The sequence below is a fragment of the Acinetobacter sp. V110_1 genome, from assembly GCF_031798975.1.
Lineage (GTDB): Bacteria > Pseudomonadota > Gammaproteobacteria > Pseudomonadales > Moraxellaceae > Acinetobacter > Acinetobacter nosocomialis_A.
Map to the genome: position 1 here is coordinate 777627 of NZ_JAVQNN010000030.1, position 25599 is coordinate 803225.

At 37.6% G+C, this 25599-nt stretch carries 25 protein-coding genes; 9 read left to right on the forward strand and 16 right to left on the reverse strand.

The features are described from left to right. Positions 1–13: 13 nt before the first annotated feature. From RMA95_RS14655 to RMA95_RS14665, 3 genes are read right to left on the reverse strand one after another with little or no spacing between them, the layout of a single operon-like run. The gene (locus tag RMA95_RS14655; protein ID WP_151761590.1) at positions 14–745 is read right to left on the reverse strand and encodes an amino acid ABC transporter ATP-binding protein; all 732 of its coding nucleotides are present in this window, start codon (positions 743–745) and stop codon (positions 14–16) included. 2 nt (positions 746–747) lie between these two features. Then, the gene (locus RMA95_RS14660; RefSeq protein WP_000418067.1) at positions 748–1413 is read right to left on the reverse strand and encodes an amino acid ABC transporter permease; all 666 of its coding nucleotides are present in this window, start codon (positions 1411–1413) and stop codon (positions 748–750) included. Further along, entirely contained in the window at positions 1403–2062 is a 660-nt protein-coding gene (locus RMA95_RS14665) for an amino acid ABC transporter permease (protein WP_311071542.1), read from the reverse strand. Before RMA95_RS14665 ends, RMA95_RS14660 begins: the two co-directional genes overlap by 11 nt. A 63-nt stretch (positions 2063–2125) precedes the next feature. Here RMA95_RS14665 and RMA95_RS14670 point away from each other — a divergent pair, with 63 nt between their 5' ends. Next, complete coding sequence (locus RMA95_RS14670) at positions 2126–2239, forward strand: hypothetical protein (RefSeq protein WP_311071544.1); 114 nt, start codon at positions 2126–2128, stop codon at positions 2237–2239. 106 nt (positions 2240–2345) lie between these two features. Here RMA95_RS14670 and RMA95_RS14675 read toward each other — a convergent pair whose 3' ends face one another. From RMA95_RS14675 to RMA95_RS14685, 3 genes are all read right to left on the reverse strand, one after another. Next, complete coding sequence (locus RMA95_RS14675) at positions 2346–2630, reverse strand: GNAT family N-acetyltransferase (RefSeq protein WP_001025680.1); 285 nt, start codon at positions 2628–2630, stop codon at positions 2346–2348. A 141-nt stretch (positions 2631–2771) separates the two neighbouring features. Further along, on the reverse strand, positions 2772–3731 hold the full coding sequence (locus RMA95_RS14680) for a response regulator transcription factor (protein WP_311071547.1): 960 nt from the start codon (positions 3729–3731) through the stop codon (positions 2772–2774). After that, positions 3728–7192: an ATP-binding protein gene (locus RMA95_RS14685; protein WP_311071549.1), complete on the reverse strand. Its 3465-nt coding sequence runs from the start codon at positions 7190–7192 to the stop codon at positions 3728–3730. The genes RMA95_RS14680 and RMA95_RS14685 overlap by 4 nt, the downstream gene beginning before the upstream one ends. A 195-nt stretch (positions 7193–7387) precedes the next feature. Here RMA95_RS14685 and RMA95_RS14690 point away from each other — a divergent pair, with 195 nt between their 5' ends. Then, entirely contained in the window at positions 7388–9004 is a 1617-nt protein-coding gene (locus tag RMA95_RS14690; RefSeq protein WP_013198207.1) for a cytosine permease, read from the forward strand. 57 nt (positions 9005–9061) lie between these two features. Here RMA95_RS14690 and RMA95_RS14695 read toward each other — a convergent pair whose 3' ends face one another. Next, positions 9062–9517, reverse strand: coding sequence for an Lrp/AsnC family transcriptional regulator (locus tag RMA95_RS14695; RefSeq protein WP_000376211.1), 456 nt, complete (start codon positions 9515–9517; stop codon positions 9062–9064). A gap of 156 nt (positions 9518–9673) precedes the next feature. Here RMA95_RS14695 and RMA95_RS14700 point away from each other — a divergent pair, with 156 nt between their 5' ends. Then, positions 9674–10285: a LysE family translocator gene (locus RMA95_RS14700; protein WP_311071551.1), complete on the forward strand. Its 612-nt coding sequence runs from the start codon at positions 9674–9676 to the stop codon at positions 10283–10285. Between the two features lie 68 nt (positions 10286–10353). Here the strand turns inward: RMA95_RS14700 and RMA95_RS14705 are convergent, their stop codons facing one another. Continuing rightward, entirely contained in the window at positions 10354–10965 is a 612-nt protein-coding gene (locus RMA95_RS14705; protein WP_019458855.1) for a LexA family transcriptional regulator, read from the reverse strand. Between the two features lie 283 nt (positions 10966–11248). On the opposite strand from RMA95_RS14705, the gene RMA95_RS14710 reads away from it, so the two are divergent. Then, positions 11249–11485 (forward strand): hypothetical protein, encoded by a 237-nt coding sequence (locus RMA95_RS14710; RefSeq protein ID WP_004702323.1) that lies wholly within the window; start codon positions 11249–11251, stop codon positions 11483–11485. Between the two features lie 172 nt (positions 11486–11657). On the opposite strand, the gene katE is transcribed toward RMA95_RS14710, so the two are convergent. Next, on the reverse strand, positions 11658–13802 hold the full coding sequence (katE, locus tag RMA95_RS14715; RefSeq protein WP_311071555.1) for a catalase HPII: 2145 nt from the start codon (positions 13800–13802) through the stop codon (positions 11658–11660). Positions 13803–13855: 53 nt separating this feature from the next. Next, positions 13856–15265 (reverse strand): iron-containing redox enzyme family protein, encoded by a 1410-nt coding sequence (locus RMA95_RS14720; protein ID WP_311071556.1) that lies wholly within the window; start codon positions 15263–15265, stop codon positions 13856–13858. A 313-nt stretch (positions 15266–15578) separates the two neighbouring features. On the opposite strand from RMA95_RS14720, the gene RMA95_RS14725 reads away from it, so the two are divergent. The 3 genes from RMA95_RS14725 to surA1 all read left to right on the forward strand — a co-directional run bounded on the left by RMA95_RS14725 (position 15579) and on the right by surA1 (position 16984). Then, a complete protein-coding gene (locus RMA95_RS14725; protein ID WP_311071558.1) occupies positions 15579–16058 on the forward strand; it encodes a CinA family protein in 480 nt (159 codons plus the stop codon). Between the two features lie 285 nt (positions 16059–16343). Beyond that, on the forward strand, positions 16344–16562 hold the full coding sequence (locus RMA95_RS14730) for a hypothetical protein (protein ID WP_049064913.1): 219 nt from the start codon (positions 16344–16346) through the stop codon (positions 16560–16562). 104 nt (positions 16563–16666) lie between these two features. Further along, on the forward strand, positions 16667–16984 hold the full coding sequence (gene surA1 / locus RMA95_RS14735) for a surface antigen protein 1 (RefSeq protein ID WP_086497038.1): 318 nt from the start codon (positions 16667–16669) through the stop codon (positions 16982–16984). A gap of 225 nt (positions 16985–17209) precedes the next feature. Here surA1 and RMA95_RS14740 read toward each other — a convergent pair whose 3' ends face one another. Further along, positions 17210–17644, reverse strand: a complete 435-nt coding sequence (locus RMA95_RS14740; protein ID WP_311071562.1) for a hypothetical protein — start codon at positions 17642–17644, stop codon at positions 17210–17212. 265 nt (positions 17645–17909) lie between these two features. Further along, complete coding sequence (locus tag RMA95_RS14745; protein ID WP_263613471.1) at positions 17910–18056, reverse strand: hypothetical protein; 147 nt, start codon at positions 18054–18056, stop codon at positions 17910–17912. A 968-nt stretch (positions 18057–19024) separates the two neighbouring features. Between RMA95_RS14745 and RMA95_RS14750 the strand changes: the two genes are divergently transcribed. Continuing rightward, complete coding sequence (locus RMA95_RS14750; RefSeq protein ID WP_200002040.1) at positions 19025–19312, forward strand: hypothetical protein; 288 nt, start codon at positions 19025–19027, stop codon at positions 19310–19312. A gap of 4 nt (positions 19313–19316) precedes the next feature. On the opposite strand, the gene RMA95_RS14755 is transcribed toward RMA95_RS14750, so the two are convergent. Continuing rightward, positions 19317–20222 (reverse strand): LysR family transcriptional regulator, encoded by a 906-nt coding sequence (locus RMA95_RS14755; RefSeq protein WP_311071566.1) that lies wholly within the window; start codon positions 20220–20222, stop codon positions 19317–19319. A gap of 111 nt (positions 20223–20333) precedes the next feature. Here RMA95_RS14755 and RMA95_RS14760 point away from each other — a divergent pair, with 111 nt between their 5' ends. Further along, positions 20334–21572, forward strand: coding sequence for an SGNH/GDSL hydrolase family protein (locus RMA95_RS14760; protein WP_311071567.1), 1239 nt, complete (start codon positions 20334–20336; stop codon positions 21570–21572). 46 nt (positions 21573–21618) lie between these two features. Here the strand turns inward: RMA95_RS14760 and RMA95_RS14765 are convergent, their stop codons facing one another. From RMA95_RS14765 to RMA95_RS14775, 3 genes are all read right to left on the reverse strand, one after another. Continuing rightward, positions 21619–22902, reverse strand: coding sequence for a DcaP family trimeric outer membrane transporter (locus RMA95_RS14765; RefSeq protein ID WP_311072299.1), 1284 nt, complete (start codon positions 22900–22902; stop codon positions 21619–21621). A gap of 242 nt (positions 22903–23144) precedes the next feature. Further along, positions 23145–23816 (reverse strand): class I SAM-dependent methyltransferase, encoded by a 672-nt coding sequence (locus RMA95_RS14770; RefSeq protein ID WP_311071568.1) that lies wholly within the window; start codon positions 23814–23816, stop codon positions 23145–23147. 71 nt (positions 23817–23887) lie between these two features. Then, positions 23888–25582: an AMP-binding protein gene (locus RMA95_RS14775; RefSeq protein ID WP_311071570.1), complete on the reverse strand. Its 1695-nt coding sequence runs from the start codon at positions 25580–25582 to the stop codon at positions 23888–23890. Positions 25583–25599: the final 17 nt, after the last annotated feature.

The following is a 25599-nucleotide window of genomic DNA, read 5'->3' on the forward strand; positions in this document are numbered from 1 at the left end:
AAATAATAAAAATTTAGTACGACAAAATATTTAAAAAGGCTTTCGCTCGTTCTGTCTTCGGCTGTTCAAAAAATTCTTCTGGTGAAGCCTGTTCAATAATCTTGCCCTTATCCATAAAAATAATGCGGTCGGCAACCTTACGGGCAAAGGACATCTCATGTGTCACAATCAACATGGTCATTCCTTCATTCGCTAACTTGAGTACTACATCGAGCACTTCCCTCACCATTTCTGGGTCAAGCGCAGCGGTAATTTCATCAAGTAAAATCACTTGAGGTTGCATGACCAGTGAACGGACAATGGCTATACGCTGTTTTTGTCCACCAGAAAGTTGTCGTGGATAATCAAGTTTTCGCTCATATAGCCCGACTCGCTTTAGCAATTCATCTGCGACTTGTTCAGCTTCATCACGGTGGCGTTTTTGTACTTTGAGTGGTCCAAGCAAAATATTGTCAATAACGTTCATATGCCCAAATAGCTCATAATTTTGAAAAACCATGCCAATTTTTTGACGAGCATTAGTCCAGTCCACATCTTTACCGAGCACGCCTGAACCAGTTAAACGAATCTCACCACCCTGAATCGGTTCTAAGCCATTAATACAGCGTAGTAAGGTACTTTTACCGCAGCCCGATGGACCTAAAATAACAACCACCTCTCCTTGTTCTACATCTAGATTAATGCCCTGTAAAATATGACTTTGTGCAAATGATTTCTGTAATTGTTGTATCGATAACAAAGGCATAATTACTCCCAGACCTTTTCTAAATGTGCCGCCAAACGCGATAAGGGGTAGCAAATCAGAAAATACAAAATAAAAATAAAGCCATAAATCCAAAGAGAAGCGCTTGGCACAGTCAACAGCGAATTTTCAATAATTTGCTGGCCAACTTTAATGACCTCAACCACACCAATCAGGACTGCCAAAGAGCTGGTTTTCACCATTCTCGTAAATAAATTAATCGCGCCTGGTGTTACTCGTTTTAGACTTTGCGGAAAAATGACATAGACCAAAGCTTGAACATGGGTAAGTCCAAGCGCATAAGCCGAATCGCGTTGATGCTGGTCAATTGAAGTAATGGCTGCACGAACCAAATCGCCCATTTCAGCCGTACCCCACAAAACAAATACAACAACGCATACCCACATTGCGGAAAACTGCCAGTTAAACCATGTCGCAAAGCCGAAATAAAACACAAACAGCAAAACTAAAATTGGAATGATTCGAATGGCTTCTAAATACAGACGGCACAATGCTTTAACGACTATGTTTTTAGAAGTCATAATGACGCCGAAAACTGTGCCGAAAATTGCAGAGAAAAACACCGAAATAAAAGCAATTTTTGCAGTTGCCCAAAGTCCCCACATTAAACGTTCGAGGTGACTCGCTTGAAATAGATAATCAAGTTCCATGGCTCACCTTCCGACTTCTGTGCTCCAGATAACTGGTTAAAATAGACACGGGCAATAAAATAATCAGATAAGCCATGATGAGTAAAAACAGAGCTTCCGTAGTTTTATAGTCCATGCCAATTAAGTCTTTGGTCACAAAAAGCAGTTCAACGACAGCAATGGCACTCACCACAGAACTTTCTTTAATTAGAAATAGGCAATTTGCCCCTATTGCCGGAATTGAAATAGCCAGTGCTTGAGGAAAAATGACATGTCTAAAAATCTGAATGGGTTGCAAACCAATACTTTTTGCTGAGTCAATTTGCCCTTTTGCCACAGACTGTAAACCTGCTCGGAAAGCTTCGGCCATATAGCTTCCGCCTAAAAAGGTTAGTCCGATCACACCACAGGCAAAACCATCAATTTTGATACCCAGCTTTGGCAAACCGTAATACAAAAAGAACAGTTGAATTAATAAAGGGGTATTTCGAGATAACTCAATATAGAACTGGGCAATTCTATTTAGCACCCGCACGCGATATGTGATTAAAATACTGCAAATTAGCCCTACAATAATTGCCAAAATAATGCTGATAATTGAAATTTTCAGCGTGGTCAAAGTTGCAGAGAAAAATTGCGGCAACACACTATGGATATACTGCCAGTTCAAGGAAAATTCCAAAAATAATATTAAAACGTTATAAATATTTAGCTTTCATCAGCTATTAAATATTTGTGCAACGAGTTTATTTTTTTCCCAATTGGTCTAAAACTATTTTTATTAGATAAGCTTTTCTATAAGTTTGATAAATTCGATCTGGCAATCGAAAACCTTGAAATCAGTTGAATACAACTGCTTAAAACCTATTCACATAAACAAAGATGAATAATAAAGCCAATAAAAAATCGGACACCAAGGCCCGATTCCTATTAAATGATTTTCAATCTATTGCTTACTTTCTAAGTACATCGCCAATGCTTGGATCTTTATCAAAAACCGATTTAGCATATGGGCAAAGCGGAATTACTTTTACGTCTTTTTCACGAACAAAAGCCACCAAAGCATCAAGTAGTTGGCGACCTACACCTTGTCCGCGATAATTTTCATTCACATCTGTGGCATCAATAATTAGCATGCTTTCGCCTGCCCATGTATAAGTCATTTCGCCTGCAACGGTTTCACCATCAAGTAAGCTAAAGCTGCCGTGTTTTGTATCATCTTTTTGTTGAATATTCACAATGAATTCCTCGTATTATGGCCAAATTTATTTAAAAATGACTTTATATATCTTTATCTATAAGAACAAATCTAAGTGTAAAAAAATAGCCTGTTTTTAGCAGCGAGTCTGTATGCTTTTTAAATACAATCTTCAATTTACTTAATGAAACTCTTGTACCAAGCTATTAATGTGTGCAACAGCAGCAGTTCGGTTTTCAACACAAAGTTTTTCAAAAACATGCTCTAAATGCTTGTTCACCGTTCGTGGGCTCAGCTCCAAAATTTCTGCAATATCCTTATTGGTTTTCCCCAATAACAACCAGTGCATGACTTCTGCCTCACGTTGAGTCAACTGCGGGCAATATTTTAAAATATCAGCCATTTCCAAAGCTGGCGTAGATGTCTTGATCTGGATAAGATAATTTTTTGCTACGCTTGTTTCAGATTGCCACGGCGTAAGCAATAAAAGCTGTAATTGCTGAGATGGTGTTGAATAAGAACAGCTGGTTAATTTTTTGGAGTCTTTTTCATTTTCTAAGTCTGAAAACCAGGCTTTTAAGCCTGCTTCAAAACCGTCTAATTCAGGTAAATATTGATTCAGTAAATCACTGGCTTTTTGAGTTTTCCAAACAATTTTACCGTGAACATCTAGTGCGAGAATGGCTGTTTCCGTTGCATCAATCACCTGTTTCTGTTGTTGCAGTAGTTTGGCATGTGCTAAATGTGTTTTTACCCTTGCTAATACTTCTTCAATATTTAGTGGTTTGGTTACATAGTCCACCCCACCGACCTGAAAACCACGCACAATATGCTCTGTCTCAGATAAACCTGTCATAAAAATAACGGGAATAAACTGCGTAATTGGACTCGCTTTAAGCTGAATGCAACTTTCAAAACCATCCATATGTGGCATATTGCCATCAAGCAAAATCATATCTGGTAAGCATCGGTGTGCAATTTCAATTGCACTTAACCCATCGGTTGTGACAAGCACGCGGTAACCTGCCTGATCTAGACTTTCATGTAGCAAGCCTAAATTTTCCGGCACATCATCCACAATCAGAATAACAGCCTGCTCGTTTGGCGAAGCTTGCTGAAAAGAAACATGTTGCGTACTCATTGTTTATCCTGAATTAATCGTTGCGCGTGTTTTAAATCAAACTTTTGAATCGCTTGTTCAAGCTGTTCCCATAACTCGTTATGCTCTGGAAAATTTTGACGACATTGCGTTAAAGTCTGTTGAATTCCACGAATGTAGCCTTGTCCAATTAAATCATTTAATTGCTGCAAGCTTTGTGTTAAATCAAGCAGATCATTATTTTCCGATCGTTGGATTGGCGTATGAACAGCGCTTTGCTCTTGCTTAAACACTTTTACATCCAATGCTTGAACTTCATTATTTTCAAGGTTTGCATCTGATTTGGAATCAATCCAAACTAAACCTAACTTGTCTCCAATTTTACTCAGCAACAAATTAAGATCGATTGGTTTTAGCATAAAGTCTTCACTTAAGACTGCATCTTGTGGATTGACTTCACGCTCGCCTGCATTGGCTGAAATAATTAAGATCGGCACATTGGTAATATTATTCTGACGTAATAATCGCGCTGTTTCCCATCCACCCATCAAAGGCATATTTAAATCCATCAAAATCAGATTAGGCTGAAAAATAGGTACACGTCTTAAACAGTCAATGCCCGACTCTGCTTCTTCAATCATAAATCCCAAAGGTTTGAGAAAATTAGCAACTAAGCCTCGGTCCACCGCTTCATTATCGACAACCAAAATTCGTTTTCGTTCGCCTTGATAGCCTGTGATCTGGTTGGAGTAAACATTAGAAATTGGATGAACTACTTCTTTTGAAGGTAAATAAAACTTAATCTTAAATTGTGAACCCTGATTGAGCTGACTACTCACAGATAGCTGTCCACCGAGTAAATCGACCAATAATTTTACAATTGGAAGCCCAAGCCCTGTTCCAGTAAATCCGCCCTGTACTACATTACTGCCCCGTTCAAACGGGTTAAAGATTCGCTCTAAATCTGCCTCGGCAATACCACAGCCCGTATCTCTAATTTCAAAATAAGCTGTTTGAAAACGATACTCAACTTTCAAAGTAATTGTGCCGCTCGTCGTAAATTTTAAAGCATTGCCCAGTAAATTGATGAGTACTTGCTCCAAGCGTTTTTTATCGGTACGAACATAGTGCGGTAGGTTCTCTCCAATTTCATAAACAAACTGTAAATTCTTCTGTTCAAACTGTGGCTGAAACATTTGAATAATTTGTTCTATAAAATTTGGAAAATGCACATCCACTACATTTAAAGAAATTTTGCCCGTTTCAATTCTTGCTAAATCTAGTAAACCATCAATGAGTGAAGTCAAATGCTGCCCACTACGACTAATCACCCCGAGCGCCATTTTGCCTTGTTCTGAGAGCTGCTCTTGTTTTTGAAGCAATTGGCTATATCCCAAAATACTATTTAGAGGTGTTCTTAGTTCATGGCTAATGCCAATGACATAACGGCTTTTTGCATCATTTGCTCGCTCTGCTGCTATTCTGGCATCTTGTAGGTCTTTTGAAGTGACTTCATGGGCAGCAATTTCATCAATCAATAATGCTGTTTGCTGATGCGTTTCGATTTCGGCATTACGTCGGCTTTCATCGTTTAGTACTAACCACCATGCTGCAACACTCATCAATAAAAATAAGATGGTGTAAATTTTTACAAACAGCGTGAATAACTGCGGAACGGCTGCTGCATCAATGGTTTCTAAATAGGTTTTTTCTTGGATATAAACCAGACTTAAACTCACTGCCAAAACAATAGACAACCCCAGAGTCAGTAGTAAATACAAACTGACCCTGCTATTTAAACGGCTCGCCCAACGTTCTGGTAAATAGTGCCAAATGGCTTTTTTAAGCTGTACTGACCAGCGTGCATCAGCTTTACATAAATCATGACAGCGTGCTTCAAGTGAACAGCATAGAGAGCAAATCGTACCGTTATAGGCTGGGCAGCCTGCCATATCTGCAAGTTCATAGTCCCGTTCACATACCACACAGTTAGCAACCGAAGTTGCCTGAATTTTTTCAGGTTGGCGTGCAATGTAATATTTGCCTTTGGTTAGGTAAGCAATAACAGGAACGCATAACACAGCACTCCCCAGAGCAATAAAACTCGCCAAACCTTTCGCCATCAATCCGAAAAAGCCCAAATAGCTCAGCATCGATAACACTGAAGCAATCAGTAAAGCGCCCACGCCTACGGGGTTAATGTCATATAAGTAAGCACGGCGAAATTCAATTCCTTTCGGGCTTAGACCTAAAGGCTTACAGATAATTAAATCGGCAACAACGGCGCCAATCCATGCCAAAGCAATATTGCTATATAGTCCCAAAATGCGCTCAACTGCATGACTAATGCCCATTTCCATCAAAACAATAGCAATAAACACGTTAAAAAGAAGCCAGACAATTCGCCCAGGATGGCTATGAGTTAAGCGCGCAAAAAAGTTTGACCATGCCAATGAGCCAGCGTAGGCATTAGTCATGTTAATTTTAATTTGCGCTAAGCAAACCAGTGCTAATGTGAGAATTAACGCTAGCTGAGGGTTTGGAATAAACTGTTGATAGGCAACCCAATACAGATAAGTCGGATTGTCTAGTTCAGAGACAGGAATAAACAACTGAAAAGCCAGCACCATCAGCAGCATGCCCATTAGAACTTTTAGAAAACCAAAAATAATCCAGGATGGGCCACCTAAAAAAACGGCAAAACGCCATGCGGTTCTGTTTTTTTCTTGTTGGGGTAAAAAACGTAAATAGTCGGCTTGCTCACCAATTTGGATCACAAATGAAAAAATAAGAGTGCACGCCGCACCAAAGTAATACAGATTAAAATCAGTCGAGTTTGAAACCGCACCAACAAAATGCAGGCTACTACTTAAAATTTGTGGCTGTTTCCAAAGTACAAAAAACCACGGTAATAACAGCAATAAGAGCCAGATTGGCTGAGTGACTGCCTGAACTTTGTTAATAAAACCAATGCCTTTGACCACTAAAGGCAAAATTACTAAGGCAGAAATTAAGTAACCGATAACTTGCGGGATACCTAAAGCAAGCTCAAGTGCCATTGCCATAATGGCGGCTTCAAATGCAAGCAAAATAAAGGTAAAGCTGGCATAAATTAGAGAGGTAATGGTCGAGCCAATGTAGCCAAAACCTGCACCACGAGTAAGCAAATCGACGTCTACATTATATTTTGCAGCGTAGTAACTGATCGGCCAACTGGTTAAAAATATGATGGTACATACGACAATTGCTGCCCAGACTGCATTGCTAAAGCCATACTGCCAAAGCATGGTTGCCCCAATAGCTTCCATAGCCAAAAAGCTAACGGTTGAAATTGCGGTGTTGGTAACAGTCCAAGGCGACCATTTACGTACTGAGGTAGGTGCATAGCGGAGCGCATAATCTTCGATACTTTCATCTGCCACCCAAATATTATATTCACGGCGTGTTTTGATCACACGTTGTGGCGCTTGTTGGGGGCGTGAAGAATCTGGCATAACACTCATGTTTTGGATAGGGCTGTATTAAACCCAGCAATCCTTATGCCAAAAGTCATTTATCATGGCGATTTTCTTAAATACGCACATATACGCAAAATAACGTATTTTCAATTTTTCCCAAAAATCACACACTCAAAACCATCAAAAAACAATGATCAATATTTGTGTTGATTGACCGAAAATGATTGGGAGATTGATGTTATGAGTGTATCTGAACATCCAAATCTGGACACTGTACAAGGTACAGATTCACAAAAAGCAGTGAATGAAACCTTAGAAGATTATACTTTACGTTATGCTCCACACAGTTTTCGGCGTTGGAGTCCCAAAGTTGTCGCTATTACTGCACTTGGTGGTATTGCCTATCTTGCTGACTTTTCTATTGGTGCCAGTATTGGTATGTCTTACGGAACAACCAATGCTGTTTTCTCCATTTTATTTGCAGCGATTATTATCTTCTTAACTGGCATTCCTTTAGCCTACTACGCAGCGCGCTATAACATCGACCTTGACTTGATTACCCGCGGCGCAGGTTTTGGTTATATCGGTTCAGTCCTGACCAGTATCATTTTCGCCAGTTTCACATTTATTTTCTTTGCCCTTGAAGGCTCAATCATGGCGCAAGGGTTATTGCTTGGTTTAGGCATTCCGCTTTGGGCTGGTTACCTCATCTCAACCGTTATGGTTATACCACTCGTCATTTACGGTATGAAAGCCTTGAGTAAATTACAAGTTTGGACTACCCCACTTTGGTTAATTCTGATGATTGGTCCTGTAGCCTACCTGATTTATCAAGAACCTACCTTAGTCAGCCAATTTGCTACTTTTACAGGTAAAGAAGGTTTTGCAACCGTAGACATGGCAGCAATCATGTTAGGTGCTGGTATTTGTTTATCGCTAATCATGCAAATTGGTGAGCAAATTGACTATCTACGCTTCATGCCTGCTAAAACAAAAGAAAATAGCAAAGCATGGTGGGCAGCCGTTATTTCAGCGGGTCCAGGTTGGGTAATTTTAGGGGCAATCAAACAAATTATTGGGGCATTTTTAGGGTTCTATTTACTTACTAAAATACCGGGCGTAAACAGCACTGAACCTGTTCAACAGTTTAATGCAGCGTTTCATGACATGCTTCCGGGCTGGGCAGCTTTAACACTTGCAGTAATTTTGGTGGTTATTTCTCAAATTAAAATTAATGTGACCAATGCTTACTCTGGTTCCCTTGCATGGACAAGTGCCTATACACGTATTAGCAAACATTATCCGGGTCGTATTGTCTTTGTGATGGTGAACTTGGCAATTGCGCTTGCTTTAATGGAAGGCAACATGTTTGCGGTACTGGGTAAAATCTTAGGGTTCTATTCAAACTTTGCAATTGCTTGGGTGGTAGTGGTTGCAACAGACATTTCAATCAACAAATATGTTTTAAAACTTTCACCGAAAGAACCTGAATATCGCCGTGACATGCTCTACAACGTAAACCCTGTCGGTATGGTTGCATTCCTTGTATCAGCAGGCTTATCAATTGCAGCATTCTTCGGCTTACTTGGTAGTTTCTTGGCGCCTTACTCACCGCTTATCGCACTTGTGCTTGCCTTTGTATTAACACCAATCATGGGTTTATTAACCAAAGGAAAATACTACATCAAGTCACATGATGACGGTATTAAAGAACCACGTTACGATGCTGAAGGGACTCCTGTTGCTACCGTCTATCACTGCCGCGTATGTGAGCAAGGTTATGAGCGTCCAGATATTATGTTCTCTCATAAACATAACGGCACGATCTGTTCTTTGTGTAAAACACTCGATGCTTAAATATTCTTAAAACTAAAAAAGAAGCTTTAAAGCTTCTTTTTTTATATCTAATGATTCTTAGCCAATCGGAAATAAACGTTCAGGTACTACATCTTTCATCACAATGGTTGAGATGAGTCGTTGCACACTTGGAATAGCAGATAATTTTTCATCGTACAAACGCTGAAAAGCTGGCAAATCTTTAGCGACCACATGGAGTAAATAATCTGGCTCACCAAACAAACGCTGAGCCTGAATAATTTGCGGGATGTCTATCACGGCATTTTCAAACTTCTCGACGGCCTGTTTATCACCTTCTTTAAGCGTAATAAAAACAATCGCTGAAAATTCAAAACCGACTAAATTCGGGTCGAGTTCTGCCCGATAGCCTTTAATAGCTCCCGACTCTTCTAAAGCCTTCACTCGTCTGTGACAAGGTGAAATGCTCAAACCGACTTTTTCTGCCAATTCGGTGATAGATAATCGGCCATTTAATTGCAATTCAGCAAGAATCTTTTTATCTGTGCGATCCATTTAGAAAAATTTACCCCAAATGAGTGTGATATGAGCAAACATTTAAAAGCACATTCTAAATACATGAGCATATTATTTTCAACAAGCTCGAATAAATAGGGATTTTTTCTAAACCACGAGCGAAACCTTTGGAAAATAGTTTGCCGAGATAAGCATATGGCTTTTAACATTTTTATTGCATTTTGGAGTGTCTCCATTCTTTTTATTATTACGCCAGGGGCAGACTGGGCCTATGCCATTTCGGCAGGGATTAAAGGCAAAGTCGTCGTACCCGCTGTTGCAGGTATGCTATTTGGGCACTTTATTACGATTTTATTGGTAGCAGCTGGTGTTGGGCTGCTTGTTGCAAATAATCCAACTGCACTCATGATCCTAACCATTGCAGGTTCTGCTTATTTGTTATGGATGGGAACAAACTTATTACTTACCCCTCCAACTCCGAACGAGTCTGGTTCTGAAAAGGCTCAGTCATGGTTGAGCTGGGCAACCAAAGGCGTTTATGTGAGTGGATTAAACCCGAAGGTTTTCTTACTCTTTTTAGCGCTGCTTCCTCAATTTATTGACACTACTGCTTCATGGTCAGTGACAACACAAATTCTTGCCTTTGGTATTGTTCACATGATTAGCTGCGCAATTATTTACCTAATGGTGGGTTATGGTTCAGAAGCTATTTTGAAAACCAGACCTCAAGCAGCTCAATTAGTTGGCCGTTTTTCAGGTGGTTTGATGGTCGTTATTGCAACGTGCTTATTGATTGGACAAATTTAAAAATCATTCAACAAAAGTTACTGACTCACTTTTCGGGTCAGTAACTTAAATAATAAATATAAGAAAATTTATCTCATTCGTTTGAGGTTATAAGTCACCACTCCCCAAATAACCAGTTCTTGCCCCTCTTCAATATAAATATTCTGATAATCAGGATTTTCTGCTTTTAACCAAACTTTAGGCGGCTTAAATTGACTATCAATCATTAAGCGCTTCACAGTGAAATCATTGTCGATGAGTGCAATCACAATATCACCCGATTTAGCAGGAATACTACGGTCCACAATAAGCGGATCATTAATATCAATTCCAGCGTCTAGCATGGATAAAGAATTGGCTTTGACAATAAACGTGGCATTTTCATTTCTAATTAAATATTCATTTAAATCGAGTGCTTGCTCAATATCATCTTGTGCAGGTGAAGGAAAACCTGCCGCAACACGTTCTGTTGCCAAAGGAATCTGATAAATTTTATCGTTGTTTGGATGAACCTGTTGTATTTTTAGTTTTGAACTAAAATCTGTCTGGTTATCGGTTTTGACATTATTCAGTAACCAATTTTTGATAAAGTTGACTTGAGATTCAGGAACACGAATCACTTTGGTGGGTTCATTAAACTGTGCTTTACGACCAGCATTTTCCCGTGCACCGCCATGCTCGAATTCTTTTTTCTTTGGCATACCGCCTCCATCTCACCGTTCAAATCCTACACAAACAATGTAACTTGAAAAAGTTACACTTTCAAGTTGACGAAATATATTTTTTGCATAACAATAAATCTCATGATCAGATTTTAATCCATTTTGCTTTTAACAGGGATGCTAAAACGAAAATGGCAATTTGAAGAAAATCAAAACCTATTGTGAAATAGTCCTTATTACTGACTGTTTTGATTTTTATCAAATGAAATTCTGGACACTTAAATATGAGTTAGATTCAGTTTTTGGTATGGAGACATGCGAAATGAAAAATCAACGTGATGCAGTTTTAGGTTATGCAAATGAGCAACATGCTTACTTTATCCGTCTTATTGAAAATGATGCGGTATTAGGTGAAAGCTATGGAATTTTCTGTGAAAATCCGGAAAGTGAAGCAGCCGAAAGTATTATGACGACACTATTTTTAAAGAAATCTTTTTGGTTAAATGGCTCAGAATTTACAGATATTGTAAAAGGCCTACACCCTCTTACTCACTCATAAGTTTATAAAAATTATAAAAATAGAGGAGGCATAATGCCTCCTCTATTCTCAAAAACTATCTGCTTAAGACGTAAAGCGTCCAGAGGCATCGCGTTTTTGATTACCACATTATTGTCGTAGTTAAGGCCGCAATTTCATTTAGTTAAAAAATTAACTTTCAGGGCTTCTTTATTTAAGCCGGTACGTGTGCGGCTATTTGTTCTCGTGACCAAACACGATGAGCTTTTATCAGATTTTTAAATTTTTCCGCAATATGCTGGAATTCATCTTCTATTAAAGTTCCTTCATCTGCAACCAAACCGAGTGGCTCAAGCAAATCAGATTTATTGCCTAAAAATGCAATTGGTTTTAAATGCTTATAAGCTTCTAGTACATAATGGCGCGCTACCCCATCTTGCATCACTGCATTTAAATTATCGCCATCTGGAACAATTACAGCATCATAAGCAATTGAAGGTTCAGCCATTTGCATACCATCAGCTACAATAATACTGTCTTTATGGTCTTTTACTGGAGCCAAGCTCGGCGCTAGTAAATGAACAACCACACCTTCTTTAATCGCCCAATTTTTAATAGCTTCAAGTGTATCTGACTTCACAAGATTATGAATAACTACAGCAACTTTTCTACCTTGAATATCCTCAGGTGGGAAAGCTAAAAGAGATAACTTGGAGGATTTTTCAATTGCTATTTTCTTATAATCTAAGGTTAAATCTGGCACTTCAATACCTAGGTTCGCACCGACTTGACGTGCCAAATCGAGATCGATATTTGCCAAAATTTGTTGGACCTGACGCTCACGAATATATTTTCTTTTTACTTTACTGAGTTCAAAGGTATATGCATCGATCACATGTTTTTGCTCATGAGGTGCAAGGCTCTTGTAGTAAAGACGCGGCTGAGAAAAATGATCTGAAAAAGATTCACTTCTTTGACGAAGTTTATGTCCGCTGATTTTTTCAGGATAACTTTCAAAACCACCATTTGAAGCTGCTGGTGGAGTTTCGACTGGCCAATTTCCATCAATTGAGTTTGGTTGATATGAGGCTTGGCCTTTATGAATAGTATGTTGATGAATGCCATCACGTTGATTGTTATGGAATGGACACACTGGTTTGTTAATCGGAATTTGGTGGAAGTTTGGTCCACCTAAACGGCTTAATTGGGTATCTGTGTATGAAAATAAACGTGCTTGTAAAAGTGGGTCATCTGTAAAATCGATACCAGGTACTACATGACCTGGACAGAAAGCCACCTGCTCTGTTTCAGCAAAGAAGTTATCGACATTTCTATTTAAAACAAATCGGCCAATTGGCGTAACAGGAACTAATTCTTCAGGAATAATTTTGGTTGGGTCCAATAAATCGAAGTCAAAGTTCATTTCATCTTCTTCTTCAACAATCTGCACGCCGAGTTCCCATTCTGGATAAAAACCTTGCTCAATTGCTTCATAAAGATCACGACGGTGGAAATCAGGGTCTTTACCTGCAAGTTTTTGAGCTTCATCCCATACCAGCGCACTCAAACCTTGTTTTGGTGTCCAGTGAAATTTCACAAAATGTGATTTACCTTCAGCATTAATTAAACGGAACGTATGAACACCAAAACCTTGGATTGAACGTAAGTTACGTGGAATCGCACGATCTGACATTGCCCAAATTACTGCATGTGCAGACTCAGGAACTAAAGACACAAAATCCCAGAAAGTGTCATGCGCAGTTGCACCCGTCGGGATTTCTGTATCGGGTTCAGGTTTTACTGCATGCACAAAGTCCGGAAACTTAATCCCGTCTTGCACAAAAAAGACAGGTGCGTTATTTCCCACTAAGTCAAAGTTACCTTCTTGGGTATAAAACTTAATTGCAAAACCACGAATATCACGGACAGTGTCGGCTGAACCACGTGGTCCTTGCACTGTTGAAAAACGTACAAAAATAGGCGTCTGAATAGTTGGGTCTGTTAAAAAACCAGCTTTGGTTAAACGTTCATTTCCTTCATATGCCTGAAAATAACCATGTGCCCCTACACCACGTGCATGCACAATACGCTCAGGTATACGCTCATGGTCAAAGTGGGTGATTTTTTCTCTTAAAATGAAATCTTCCAATAAAGTTGAGCCACGAATACCCGCTCTTAAGCTATTTTGGTTATCCGCTATTTTAACTCCCTGATTGGTGGTTAATGCCTCATTGGTTGCATCATCTCTTACGGTGTCTAACTGTTCAGTTTTCTGGGTAGTATTGGCTTTATTTGCTGCATCGGCGCCAGCCATTTCACTTGTTTTATTAGTTAATTTAGTTTTGTCGTTCATGTCCATTACCTATGTTTTGAAAGTTAAACTTGGGGTTGAAGTTGAAAACGTTTATCAAACTAGTTTTTAAACGTACCTAAATAAGGAAAAAGAAGTTCTACGTATTTACGAGTACTCCAAAGACCAATACTTTTATGATGAGAATCGGGGGCTAGAAATGGGTTAAGTTTGCATATTTTTATTGCAAGATCGCTTGATTGCAGCACGCGCTCTTGCAGTGCATCAAGCTCACCATCAGAGATATAGCTAAATAAATAGTCCTGAATACGCTGGCTATTTTTTAGTTCTCTGCTGTATGCCAAGAAGTTAGAAGAATGATCACTACCAGCAATCCAGTCATGAATAATTTGGCGCTCTACAGGGTTAAACACCCCAAACATTTTTCCATTTTCTTCATTAATCATCCGCCAGAACACGCTCTGTTCAGGGTCGGTATTAAACTTAATCCATTTCTGTTCAGTTAAATGAGTGATCAAACCTGAAATATCATCAGGGTTTGATAGCCACTGGTTAATGGTTTTGCAGCCAAACTGTCTGGTTTCGTTATGGATTAACTGCCCGACAAGTGCTTTTCTTTTCAAAATTTTATGAACAAAGTCTTCAAGACTTAAATTCTTGATAATATTTGAGGAAGATTCACCACGGTTATTCAAAGCAAAACCTTGTTTTAACTTGATAAAGAAAAGCTCTTTGTCTCTGTATTTGTTGTAAATATCTTCAATAACTTTAATAGCTTTATGGGCATGGCCATTGTCAATGTTATCAATGGTGATATGTAGATTAAAATATTTAGAATCAATGCCTAATTCAGCAAGCTCATAATTTGAAATTAAAAGATGCAGTGGAAGCTGTTCATATCCTAAATTAAAACCGACCATCTCTGGAATAAACTCAGGCGGTGCATACCCTAGTGCTAGCTGAACGACTGCTTGATGATAGTATTCGTCTTCTAAAAGCAAATCGAAACTGTCGAGTCCGAGACTACGTAAAAGGTCATCATAAATACAGACATGGTTCGCTTTCGGTTCACCTAAACCAAGTTCTTCCAAATAAGTAATAATGAGCTCATGAAAGACTGGATCATTCCAATAATGCACTGAGCTATATAACCATGCACCATCGACCTTTTTAGTCGGCGATACTTTTATGAGAAATTCAAACGCCTGAGCAACACTCTGAAAATACTCTCTATCTTGACCAGCTTGTCTACGGTTTAAATATGCCTGAAATTCCTGACAATTTTTTTTATTATCGTTCTCACACCATGTTTTAATCGAATTGATATCTGAAGGAAAATCTATTTCCTTCATCTCTAATTTTTCAATCTCTTTAATCAGAAAATCTCTTGCCTTTTTCTCTTTCTCAAAACTCGAAACATCAGGATCAAGGAAAAAAACGAATAATTCATAATAATTTTGTTGATTATCTTGTAATAAGTCTAATAATCTTTTTTTCACTACAACAGGCATTTTCATTCTCCGTTTGTGAGATATCAATTACCATACGTCACCCGAACTATAATCAAGTTTTAAGTTTGTTATTTTGCGTTATTAAAAATTAAGACAAACCCCATAAATCAAAAAAATTCAAAGATATACAAATTAACGCAAAATTACATTTAAACTTTTAGAATTATTTAAGCCACTGTTTTTATATAAAATTTGCAAAAATTAATCTAAATTTACATTAATTTAACCATCAAAAGTAAAACGTTAAAAAATAACGAATCAAAATTTCAAATAGTTCTATAATATTTAAAAAATAATTAAAGGGAGAATTAGAATGTTTAATTCATGTTGTAAATTATTAGCAGATAAGAAAATCAAAATTGCTTTTTTTGAAAGCGCTTCTGCTGGCTATCTTGCTTATCGTTTTTCTTTGAGTCCTTATTCAGGAGATATCCTTATAGGTAGTCTGGTAAGTTATGATCTTCGAGTAAAGGAAAACACCCTGCATATTTCAGAGCAACTTATTGAAAAATATACTGCCGAATCAATGCAAGTGACTGTTGAAATGATTAATAAAGGAAAGGAACTTTTGCATGCTGACCTGTATGTTGCCTGCACAGGTCTCTTAAAAAAAGGGGGTTCTGAAACAGAGGAAAAACCTGTAGGAACGTTCTTTTATTCAATATATTATAAAAATAATTTTTATAATTTTAGACGTGTTTTAAAAGGACCAGCCTTTTTAAAACTTAGAAATTTGACGCACTATATTACTCAAAATATAAAACTTATTATATTAGATGAAAAAGCCTCTTAAATTATATAAAAAGTTAACAAATATACATTTGGAAATATTTATTATCTTTCTTAAATATTATGTGCTGAAATGTAATTTTTTAACAATTCATATTAATAATGTTTATGACAAAAAATCACATTCACTAAAAATCAGCAAGTTATTTAAAATTAATAGTTTTTAAATTTACATTTAAATATGGGGTAACACCCCTACCCTACACATTTTAAAGCTACATGTTTTAATAACCCTGTCTGAAGCTCTCAGATAAAACACATTGTCATAATTGATATGAGGTATTAAAAAATGAGCACTACTAATAATCAAGCAAATCAACGCAATAATCAGCAACAGCAACAACAGCAAAATGACAACCGTAATCAACAACAACACGGTAACCAACAGCAAAACGATCAACAACGCAATAATCAGCAGCAACAGCAAAATGATAACCGCGGCCAACAACAAGGGTCTAACCAAAAAGATTCTGGCCAACAAAATTCAAATAACAACCAACAACGTTAATCGTTTGTAGTTGTTCTTTGATGCGGTCAATCATTTAGGAAGGTGAACTCACCTTCCTAAATTTAATATAAGCATAAAATTCAATAAAATATGAGGGAATTCTGATGACAGATCAAAATACAGATCATGCTCAACTAGTAGCTGGCGATCATAACTATTCTGACTCTCGTTGGCGTGAAAGCTATCTTACCCGACCTTATTACCAAGAAGCGCAATTAACAACACCAGATCTAGATTATGATCGTGACTTTTCTACAGCTTATGAACTTGGTCATCGGGCTCGTTCTGAATCTAAGGAAGGAACTCAGTTTGAAGACATGGAAAGTAGTTTGCAGCAGAAATGGGAAGAACTCAAAGCTGAGTCTCGCTTAAAATGGGAACATGCGAAACAAGCCATTAAAGATGCATGGGATGATATTTAACATCCTCAAACGGTCCAAAGCTATAAGCTTATTTCCTATTGGCCCTGGGAAATAGGCTTTTTTATTGTTTTGTTTTGCTCACTTTTGCTTTTACACCATAAATTTCCGAATCGCTAATGCAAGTTCCTTCTGTAAAATGTACAAACATACATGTCATCTTAAATATCTATAATTAATGGCTTATCAAAATAAAAACCTGACTTAGATAATCAAGTCAGGTTTTCGCTAAAAATCAATTTTGATTTTCTTAAAATATTCAATTATTTCTTCACAATTATTTACTGGCTTTTTCTGTGAAGGATAAGTTTCCTCATATGCATAAGCTGGTAATGTAATTTTGGCCCGAATTGGAGGTAATTTCTCTTGTCCACCCGTAGTAATCCGCTCAATAAAACCAGCAAGCCAGAGTACAAACTCCTGTGTATTTTTACTTTTAGGAATAAGACTTAAATCCAATTTAATTTTTGACTCTTGCAAAGGCTTAATTAGCAACTCAGCGAAATCAATATAATTATATAAAAGCTTTAGCTGTGTCCCTTTTATTTCATGTCTGAGTTCGATCATCAAGTTGTTAAGATCTTCCATCGGCTCATCCGTAAACCCTTTCTTTTCTTTGACATTTTGATATATTTTCTCAGCTATTTTTAAATATTGGGGCATATCCTTACCTTTATAGTTCATTATTACTAAAATGAATTTTGGATGAATATAAGTAAGCTATTGTGTTTGTTTTATTAACTTTTTGAAAAGATATATTCATTTTACAACAATTCAGAAACACTAGCACCCCAGACCACCAACCCCACATAATTAATTGATTAATATTATATTTTCTTGTATTTAATTTTTAATATGCTTTCTTTCCTAGATAAAATACCTATAAAAAAAGCCCACTTAATAAGCAGGCTTTTTTAAGAAAAACTAATTATTGTGAGTTTCTATTCATATCATGAGGTGCTGCTGGATCACTTGCTTCATGCATTCCATCATTTCTTGAATTGCGGTCTTGGCAAGCGCTCATACCCATAGCAATTGCAAGCACCATACTCACTGCACAAAAGATTCTTACCATTTAGATCACCTTTATAAATATTAAAATGTAGGTTTATGAATAACATTATCTTATGTTGGCCTACCGCAGTGGTTCTCTTAACTTTTGTAGATTATGCAAGCTTATGTAAAAACCCTAAAATATGATTAATAAAATTATATTTCTTGCAATTGAAATTCTGGTTATTTTTTGGCAAGCAGTGGATATACTCCATAGCCCAAATTATAAAAATCGAATTATTAAATAGTTTAGCCAAACAACACATCTAATTAACGGCGTTGATATACTATATAAATAAACAATTAATAAATATTTGATATATATGATTAAAAAACGACATCATCAGTAAAATAAAAATTAGTTATAGTCATATAATATTTTTTAATTTTTCTATTTTCTAAATAAAAACAGGTAAATATTTATATCAAGTTATATAAATCAATCTTTTATTTTTGCAATTGACCCACTCTAATGCTCAGCTTATGATGCTCGCGCTGACAAATTTTGTCAGTCGGTTTTAGCAGACCGTCTACCTAAGTGCACTAAAAACATGTTTTTTGGTGTGAAGCCCCTCGTGCCTTTGATGGAGGAACGAGAGTGGGACACCTTCGGGTGTGCTGGTTTCTTAGGTATCAGTCTGCTAACCCCCTTTCGTTTCACCACCATAATGATTAGCAATGAGTGGGCGTAACTTCTTTTAATCAAGGAGTCACTCATGACTATTATTCTATATTTTTTACATTCTCTTATTGATCTTACTTACATTAGACATCTTTTATTTATTCAGGCATTTTTTAGAGATCGCTCTACTCACCCCTCTAAAATAAAAACCTTATATAGAGTTCAAAAGTTGTTTACTTAATCCTTTTGCCTACCCATCTATATAAGTTGGGATCAAAAGTTTTATGTATTCAAAAACCACATCATAAAGATTAGAACTTCTATCAACATCACTTAACGATAACAACAACCTATGCAGAGTAACAATAATGTTTTTTCTCCGTCGTTTTGTTCTGGTGAGCCTGCTTGCGATAAGTGTTTTAAATTTAATAGGATGCAGACCATTGAGCAAAAAAGAATTTAATGCACATTGTGTTTGGGCAGGACATGAACTTTCACAATGTAATTGTATTTATAACTCTTTAGAACAACACTATTCACCACAATTTGTTGAAAGCTTACCAAAAGTGAGTTTACAGAATATTGATGCCAAAATGAACTTTGTAGACACCATGAATACAACAATGCGACAGTGCCAATTTAGTGCTAGAAAATAGCTATCTACCTTATAAGGGCATGTTCTACCAGAAAATCTAAAAATACACGTACACGTTTAGGAACATATTTATCATGACCAATCCAAACAGCATGAAATTCTTCAAAAGCTTTGATATTCCAGTCTTCAAGAATTTTAACGAGTTGTTTTTGCTGTAATGCATTTTGAATTTGAAATTCATTAAGCTGAGCAATACCTACATCTGCAAGGGCCAATTGTAAAATAGCTTCACCGTTGTTTACTTTTAACACCTTAGAGGGTGCTAGGTTAATTTCCTGATCTGCTTTTTTAAATAGCCAAGTTTTGTTCTGGCGCTGATAACTTACATCTAAAAGCTGATGTTCATGCAGTTCATCTGGATGTTGGGGACAACCATACTTTTCAATATATGCAGGTGAACAGACGTAATGTTTCTGCGTGCTTCCGAGTGAGCGAGCCACCAAATTGGAACTTTTTAATGGTCCTGTCCGAATTGCAACATCAATTCTTTGCTCAACCAAATTAATCACTTCGTCACTCAAATGAGCCTCTAACTCAATTTGTGGATAGCACTCGTTAAACCGAGAAATACAAGGCAATAAAAAATGCGTCCAATATGAAAGACTGGTATGAATTCTGATTCGCCCTTGTGGTATATGATTTGCGGTAACGGATTGTTCTAGTTCATCTAAGTTATTGAGTATTTGAAGACCTTGCTCATAAAACTGGCATCCTTCACTCGTCAGCTGAAACTGGCGTGTCGAACGGTTCAGTAGTCTGACACCAAGTCTTTTTTCCAACCGAGAAATTAACTTACTCACCGCAGACGGCGTCATATCACATGCTCGTGCAACGGCAGAGAAACTTCCAAGCTCGACCACTCGAATAAAAATTGCCAACTCACCAGATCGATTAATATCAAAATAAGACATAACAAAATTTATTTATGAATTGTATTCACAAATCTTATTCCGCTTAGCCCGCTATAACAAGCCAGCAATTTATTTCAAGATAACTTTAATTCGTTTTAAAGAGTTCACGAGATGAAACTTTATCAAGCCACCGTATTTTCTTTGGCTTTATTTACGAGCGTTACACAAGCTGAAGTACCAAAGCACCAGTGGATTACCACTTGGTCTGCGAGTCCTCAAAAAGTCTGGAATAAAGACTTCGTTTTCCCGACCGATATTCCAGAGCAAATATCCAACCAAACAATTAGGCAGGTAAGCCAAATTAGTTTAGGTGGTGAAGCTGTTCGGCTTGTTTTTACCAATCAATATGGCGAGCAACCGCTTTATATTGAGCAAACAACAATTGGTTTAGCGAACGCAGCAACTCTAAAATCTAAGAGCACATATCCCGTTTATTTTTCTGGTCAACTTAAAGCAAAAATTTTACCGGGCAAACAACTGGTGAGTGACCCAATCAAGTTAGCTGTTCCCGACCATACTCAATTGGTTATAAATAGCTTTATTCAAAAACCAACAACTTTTAAAACTTTCCATTGGGATGCTAAACAAACCAGTTGGCTAATTACTGGCAACCAGACAACAACTTTAAATACGCCAACCGATGCCAAAACCACAACGGCGCGACTATTATTGTCAGCAATCGAGGTAAAACCCAAACAGAAAGCACATGTAGTTGCAGTCATTGGAGACTCGATTACCGATGGCGCAACCGCGACTTTAGATGCTAATAGCAGATGGACCGACTTTTTAGCTAAGCGTTTATCAGCACACCAAGTAGCAGTGATTAATAGCGGAATTTCAGGTAATCGATTACTCACCGATGGTATGGGCGATAGCGTTTTGAAACGTTTAAACAGTGAAGTATTTCAATATTCAGGTGTTAAAACTTTAATTGTTTTGATTGGTATCAATGACATTTCATGGCCCGGTACAGCTTTTGCACCTAAACAGCAAATACCTTCTTTTGAGGCACTCACTCAAGGTTATCGACGTGTTGTAAGTGAGGCCCATAAACATAATATTCAGGTGATTGGTGCAACCTTACTTCCGTTCTCTGGTGCTTTACCTAATACCCCTTTAGATAATTATTATCAACCCAACAAAGATCAATTACGTCAGCGCATTAACCACTGGATGAGAACTAGCCATACCTTTGATGGTGTGCTTGATCTTGATGAAGGCTTAAAAGATCCAAAACATCCCAATCGATTAAATCCAATTTATGATTCTGGAGATCATTTACACCCCAATGACCGTGGCAATCAGCATATGGCAGAATTGGTACAGTTAGACCAGATTATTAAAAATTAATAATTGCTCCATCAGGTGAACCTATTCACCTGATGGGAATAACTATTTAGAAATCGTAACTCGCTATCATGTTAAAGCGGTTATCAATCCCGTTACGACCATCGAAAGTTTCTCGCTCACCATATACATACTCAACACCTAAGGTAATTGGTTTGTATGGGTTATACATCGTATTTACCCAGCCCTGCCAAAGCTGTTTGTTTTGAGTCGTGCTATTGTGCTGTAATTCGGCAAAACGGTTATCATCTTTGGCCTTCATATAGCCATAAGCTAAAGTCGAGCGAATTTGCGGTGTAAATTGATGAGTGATACCCAAAGAAACCGTGTCAAATTCATTGCTATGCATATTGTTTTGATCGTCTATTGCATAGCCACTATTGCTCCACAATAAGAAACGCCCATCGCCTTTAACATGGTAATAATCAGCCTTGAGCAAAGTATCTGGTGTCATTTGGTATTTACCGCCGAAACCTACGCCCCAAGCCCACTCACTGTCATTATTGGTTCTTTTTTCTGCAACAAAACTACGGCCTGAAAGCATCGAACCATTGGCAAATTTATGATTTAAGCGCCCCACTAAAGCAGGTAAACGCATTTTGTTATCTGGATCTGTTGCCGCAGTATATTTCGGGTCTTCAACTGATACTGCAAAACTTGTATTTGCCGTTAAATTATCGCTATAGCGAACCATTGGCGATCTAAGCAAGGCACTACCTACAAATGTTCCTGCATCGATTGTTTCTGGGTAATATTCAGGTGCAATAAATGTCGACCATGTTTGACCAATCAACCATTTATCAAAGGTTAAATAAGCATGGCGTATCCGAAACTGATCACGAGTGGCTGCTCCAAAGAAGTCCATTTCCAGTTTTCCACCTACATCACCAGCAGTTGTCGGTGTTTTAAAATTCAATCCGAAACGGGTCACATAGACCGTACTGTGCAATTGGTCCTTCTGGGCAGATTCTTCTGGCGTATGTTCAAGTGGAACCCCACTAATATTGTTATACATGGTAGATGCACCCTTAATTTGATAAGAAGCATCTGCCCGTATATATCCATATAAGTTAAATTCTGTACCAGATTTAGTTAGTACTTGTTGTATAGATTGCGGAGTTTGGGTAACGACAGGAGTGACTCGTTCTACTTTTTCTTGAGTTAAAGATTTCTGAGTTTGTATATCTGCCTGTAGCATTGCCCGTAATTCGTTTACTTCTTGGCGAAGTTGCTCTATCTCAGAGTTTACTTGACCCGCAAAAGCAGAAGACATAAGTAAGGACACAGAAACCGCCAATAGGCTTTTTTGAACCATTGTATTTAAAACTTTCATCATGAAATTTTCCTTTAGACCTTTAAACAGACTTAAAGATCTCGACATCCTTTTTGTTATGTACCTATCTAAAATAGATCCTTGAAAATTTGCCTTTCTTTCACAAGAAAGACGTTCCCTCATATTTTTAGTCCCATCCTCCCTAAAGCAGCAAAAGCGACTTTTTAATTTTTCATTTTTTATATTCTCATCCACATTGAGAATATTCGGTTTTAAGACCTTATTTATATTCCCCAATAGTATTATTTTTTTGCAATAAACCCCTGATAAGTCAAAATTTGCGTATAAGGCTGTACACTTTCAAAGCCCGTCTTTTCCAAAAGTTTTATATATCCTTCAGTCGTTAAACTAAAAAAGTCCTCCGCCATACGCTCTAACATTTTTTGACACTGCTCTTCTGTTAGACCTTGTGCCAAGCACAAATAACGCAATGCCTGAAGTTGCATTGGGTTTATACAGGTCATGAGGTCATAAGTAAGTAAAGGCGCCTTTTCTTTTAAGCGATCATAAATATCTTTAAAGAATGCAGGCTTTATATCATCGGCAACGAAATGAGCCACAAGAATAGACAATGCAGCATCGAAACATGGTTCCAAAGGCAGTGCTGAAGTATCACCATGAATAAAAGTCACTTGTGAAGATTTATCTAAAAGTTCAACCTGTTCCTGTGCTTTTTGCAGCATGGTTAAAGATGGGTCAACTGCTGTAAATTTCCAGTTTGGATGACGTTTAAGTAAATATTCGAGTTCATAACCCGTACCACAGCCCACAATTAAGATATGAGCATTAGGTTTCAACACCGATTGCAAAATGGCATCCACCTGTAGATGGATGACTTCATAACCTGGAATTAATTTACGAATATGTTCGTCATATCCTTCGACTACTTTTGGGCTATTAAAGTCTTTTGCCATTTTGTTTTATCCCTTTATAAACTGTCTTTTAATTTATAGTTTGCTGCACTTTGTCTGGAATTTTGACTTCTTTAATCAAAGACATTTCCCGTTAAATTAAGTTCAGCTCGCATAATTTCCTGCAATTTAAACTTTTGCGCTTTGCCTGAAGCAGTCATTGGAAACTCATTAAAGAATCGGACATAACGCGGCACTTTATTATGGGAAATATGTTCTTTGCAGAATTGGCGAATGCTGTCTTCATCAATTTGATGATGTTCATGCAGAATAATACAAGCACAGAGTTCTTCACCATATCTGGCATCTGGTAAACCAATGACTTGCACATCGCTTACATCTGGATGGGTATATAAAAAGTCTTCAATCTCTTTTGGAAACAGATTTTCCCCACCACGAATCACCACATCTTTAATACGGCCTTTAATTTTAATAAAACCGTCTTGATCCATTTCGGCAATATCACCCGTATGCATCCACCCAGCCGCATCTATCACTTCACGGGTCTTTTCTTCTTCGCCCCAATAACCAGCCATCACTGAATAACCACGAACACATAACTCGCCTAAAGTCCCTTGCGGAACAATCTGCCCTTCTAAATCGACAATTTTAATTTCCACATGCGGATGAACATGCCCAACGGTACTCACTCGTTTATCAATCGAATCATTTACCGAACTTTGTACACTGACTGGTGAAGTTTCAGTCATACCATAACAAATGGTAATTTCCGACATATGCATTCGATCTATGACACGCTGCATAATTTCACGTGGACAAGGACTGCCTGCCATGATTCCTGTTCTTAAGCTCGACAGATCAAAATCATTAAACTGTTCATGTTCTAAGGTGGCAATAAACATGGTTGGCACGCCATAAGCTGCCGTACAACGTTCTTGATGAATCGCTTTTAAAGTTTCTAAAGGATTAAATACCGCCGATGGATAGACCATGGTTGCGCCATGTGTAACGCATGCTAGATTCCCCATCACCATACCAAAACAATGAAACAACGGCACAGAAATACAGACTTTATCTTGCGGGGTTAAACGTATCCCTTCACCAACAAAATAACCATTATTTAAAATATTATGGTGGGTCAACATGGTCCCTTTAGGGTTACCTGTTGTACCTGAGGTAAATTGAATATTAATGGTTTCATCAAACTGGAGTTGCTTGGCTAACTGTTTTAATTGTTCTAGCTGTTCTGATGTTGGTTTAGTGACTAAATCACTAAAGCGATAAATACCCGTATGTTGTTGGTCATCAATTTTAATGACAAATTTTAAATGTGGTAGTCGTGCTGAACTGAGCACTTTATCTGGACTGTTGGTTAACTCAGGAGCAATTTTTGTCAGTAATTCTTGGTAATCAGTGGTTTTGAATTGAGAAGCAATAATCAATCCTTTGCATGAGACTTTATTCAACACATATTCAAGTTCATGGCTCTTATAAGCTGTATTCAGGTTGACTAAAATAATCCCTGCTTTAAAAGCTGCAAATTGGGTAACTGTCCATTCCACACAGTTAGGCGACCAGATGGCTAATCGATCTCCTTTTTTTAATCCCAATTTTAAAAGGCTACAAGCAAAAGCATTTACTTCATCCTGTAAAGCTTTATAGGTTAATCGTCTGTTTTGATGAAAACTAACGATTGCTTCCTTTTCAGCATATTGCCGACAAGCCTGATCAAATTGTTCACCAATCGTCATACCCAATAAGGGCTGTGTGCTTGGTCCCGAGGCGTAGCTTAACCGTTCTTGTTGCATTGAATCATTCTCCTTGA

Excerpts from the sequence above, each read along its gene's own strand:
- RMA95_RS14775 (WP_311071570.1), bottom strand. The coding sequence starts at position 25,582 with ATGCAACAAGAACGGTTAAGCTACGCCTCGGGACCAAGCACACAGCCC.
- RMA95_RS14770 (WP_311071568.1), bottom strand. The coding sequence starts at position 23,816 with ATGGCAAAAGACTTTAATAGCCCAAAAGTAGTCGAAGGATATGACGAA.
- RMA95_RS14755 (WP_311071566.1), bottom strand. The coding sequence starts at position 20,222 with ATGTCTTATTTTGATATTAATCGATCTGGTGAGTTGGCAATTTTTATT.
- RMA95_RS14695 (WP_000376211.1), bottom strand. The coding sequence starts at position 9,517 with ATGGATCGCACAGATAAAAAGATTCTTGCTGAATTGCAATTAAATGGC.
- RMA95_RS14725 (WP_311071558.1), top strand. The coding sequence starts at position 15,579 with ATGTTTAATTCATGTTGTAAATTATTAGCAGATAAGAAAATCAAAATT.
- RMA95_RS14705 (WP_019458855.1), bottom strand. The coding sequence starts at position 10,965 with ATGCCAAAGAAAAAAGAATTCGAGCATGGCGGTGCACGGGAAAATGCT.
- katE (WP_311071555.1), bottom strand. The coding sequence starts at position 13,802 with ATGGACATGAACGACAAAACTAAATTAACTAATAAAACAAGTGAAATG.
- RMA95_RS14700 (WP_311071551.1), top strand. The coding sequence starts at position 9,674 with ATGGCTTTTAACATTTTTATTGCATTTTGGAGTGTCTCCATTCTTTTT.
- RMA95_RS14750 (WP_200002040.1), top strand. The coding sequence starts at position 19,025 with ATGTTTTTTCTCCGTCGTTTTGTTCTGGTGAGCCTGCTTGCGATAAGT.
- RMA95_RS14740 (WP_311071562.1), bottom strand. The coding sequence starts at position 17,644 with ATGCCCCAATATTTAAAAATAGCTGAGAAAATATATCAAAATGTCAAA.
- RMA95_RS14745 (WP_263613471.1), bottom strand. The coding sequence starts at position 18,056 with ATGGTAAGAATCTTTTGTGCAGTGAGTATGGTGCTTGCAATTGCTATG.
- RMA95_RS14680 (WP_311071547.1), bottom strand. The coding sequence starts at position 3,731 with ATGAGTACGCAACATGTTTCTTTTCAGCAAGCTTCGCCAAACGAGCAG.
- RMA95_RS14760 (WP_311071567.1), top strand. The coding sequence starts at position 20,334 with ATGAAACTTTATCAAGCCACCGTATTTTCTTTGGCTTTATTTACGAGC.
- RMA95_RS14660 (WP_000418067.1), bottom strand. The coding sequence starts at position 1,413 with ATGGAACTTGATTATCTATTTCAAGCGAGTCACCTCGAACGTTTAATG.
- RMA95_RS14765 (WP_311072299.1), bottom strand. The coding sequence starts at position 22,902 with ATGAAAGTTTTAAATACAATGGTTCAAAAAAGCCTATTGGCGGTTTCT.
- RMA95_RS14685 (WP_311071549.1), bottom strand. The coding sequence starts at position 7,192 with ATGAGTGTTATGCCAGATTCTTCACGCCCCCAACAAGCGCCACAACGT.
- RMA95_RS14720 (WP_311071556.1), bottom strand. The coding sequence starts at position 15,265 with ATGCCTGTTGTAGTGAAAAAAAGATTATTAGACTTATTACAAGATAAT.
- RMA95_RS14710 (WP_004702323.1), top strand. The coding sequence starts at position 11,249 with ATGAAAAATCAACGTGATGCAGTTTTAGGTTATGCAAATGAGCAACAT.
- surA1 (WP_086497038.1), top strand. The coding sequence starts at position 16,667 with ATGACAGATCAAAATACAGATCATGCTCAACTAGTAGCTGGCGATCAT.
- RMA95_RS14690 (WP_013198207.1), top strand. The coding sequence starts at position 7,388 with ATGAGTGTATCTGAACATCCAAATCTGGACACTGTACAAGGTACAGAT.
- RMA95_RS14730 (WP_049064913.1), top strand. The coding sequence starts at position 16,344 with ATGAGCACTACTAATAATCAAGCAAATCAACGCAATAATCAGCAACAG.
- RMA95_RS14655 (WP_151761590.1), bottom strand. The coding sequence starts at position 745 with ATGCCTTTGTTATCGATACAACAATTACAGAAATCATTTGCACAAAGT.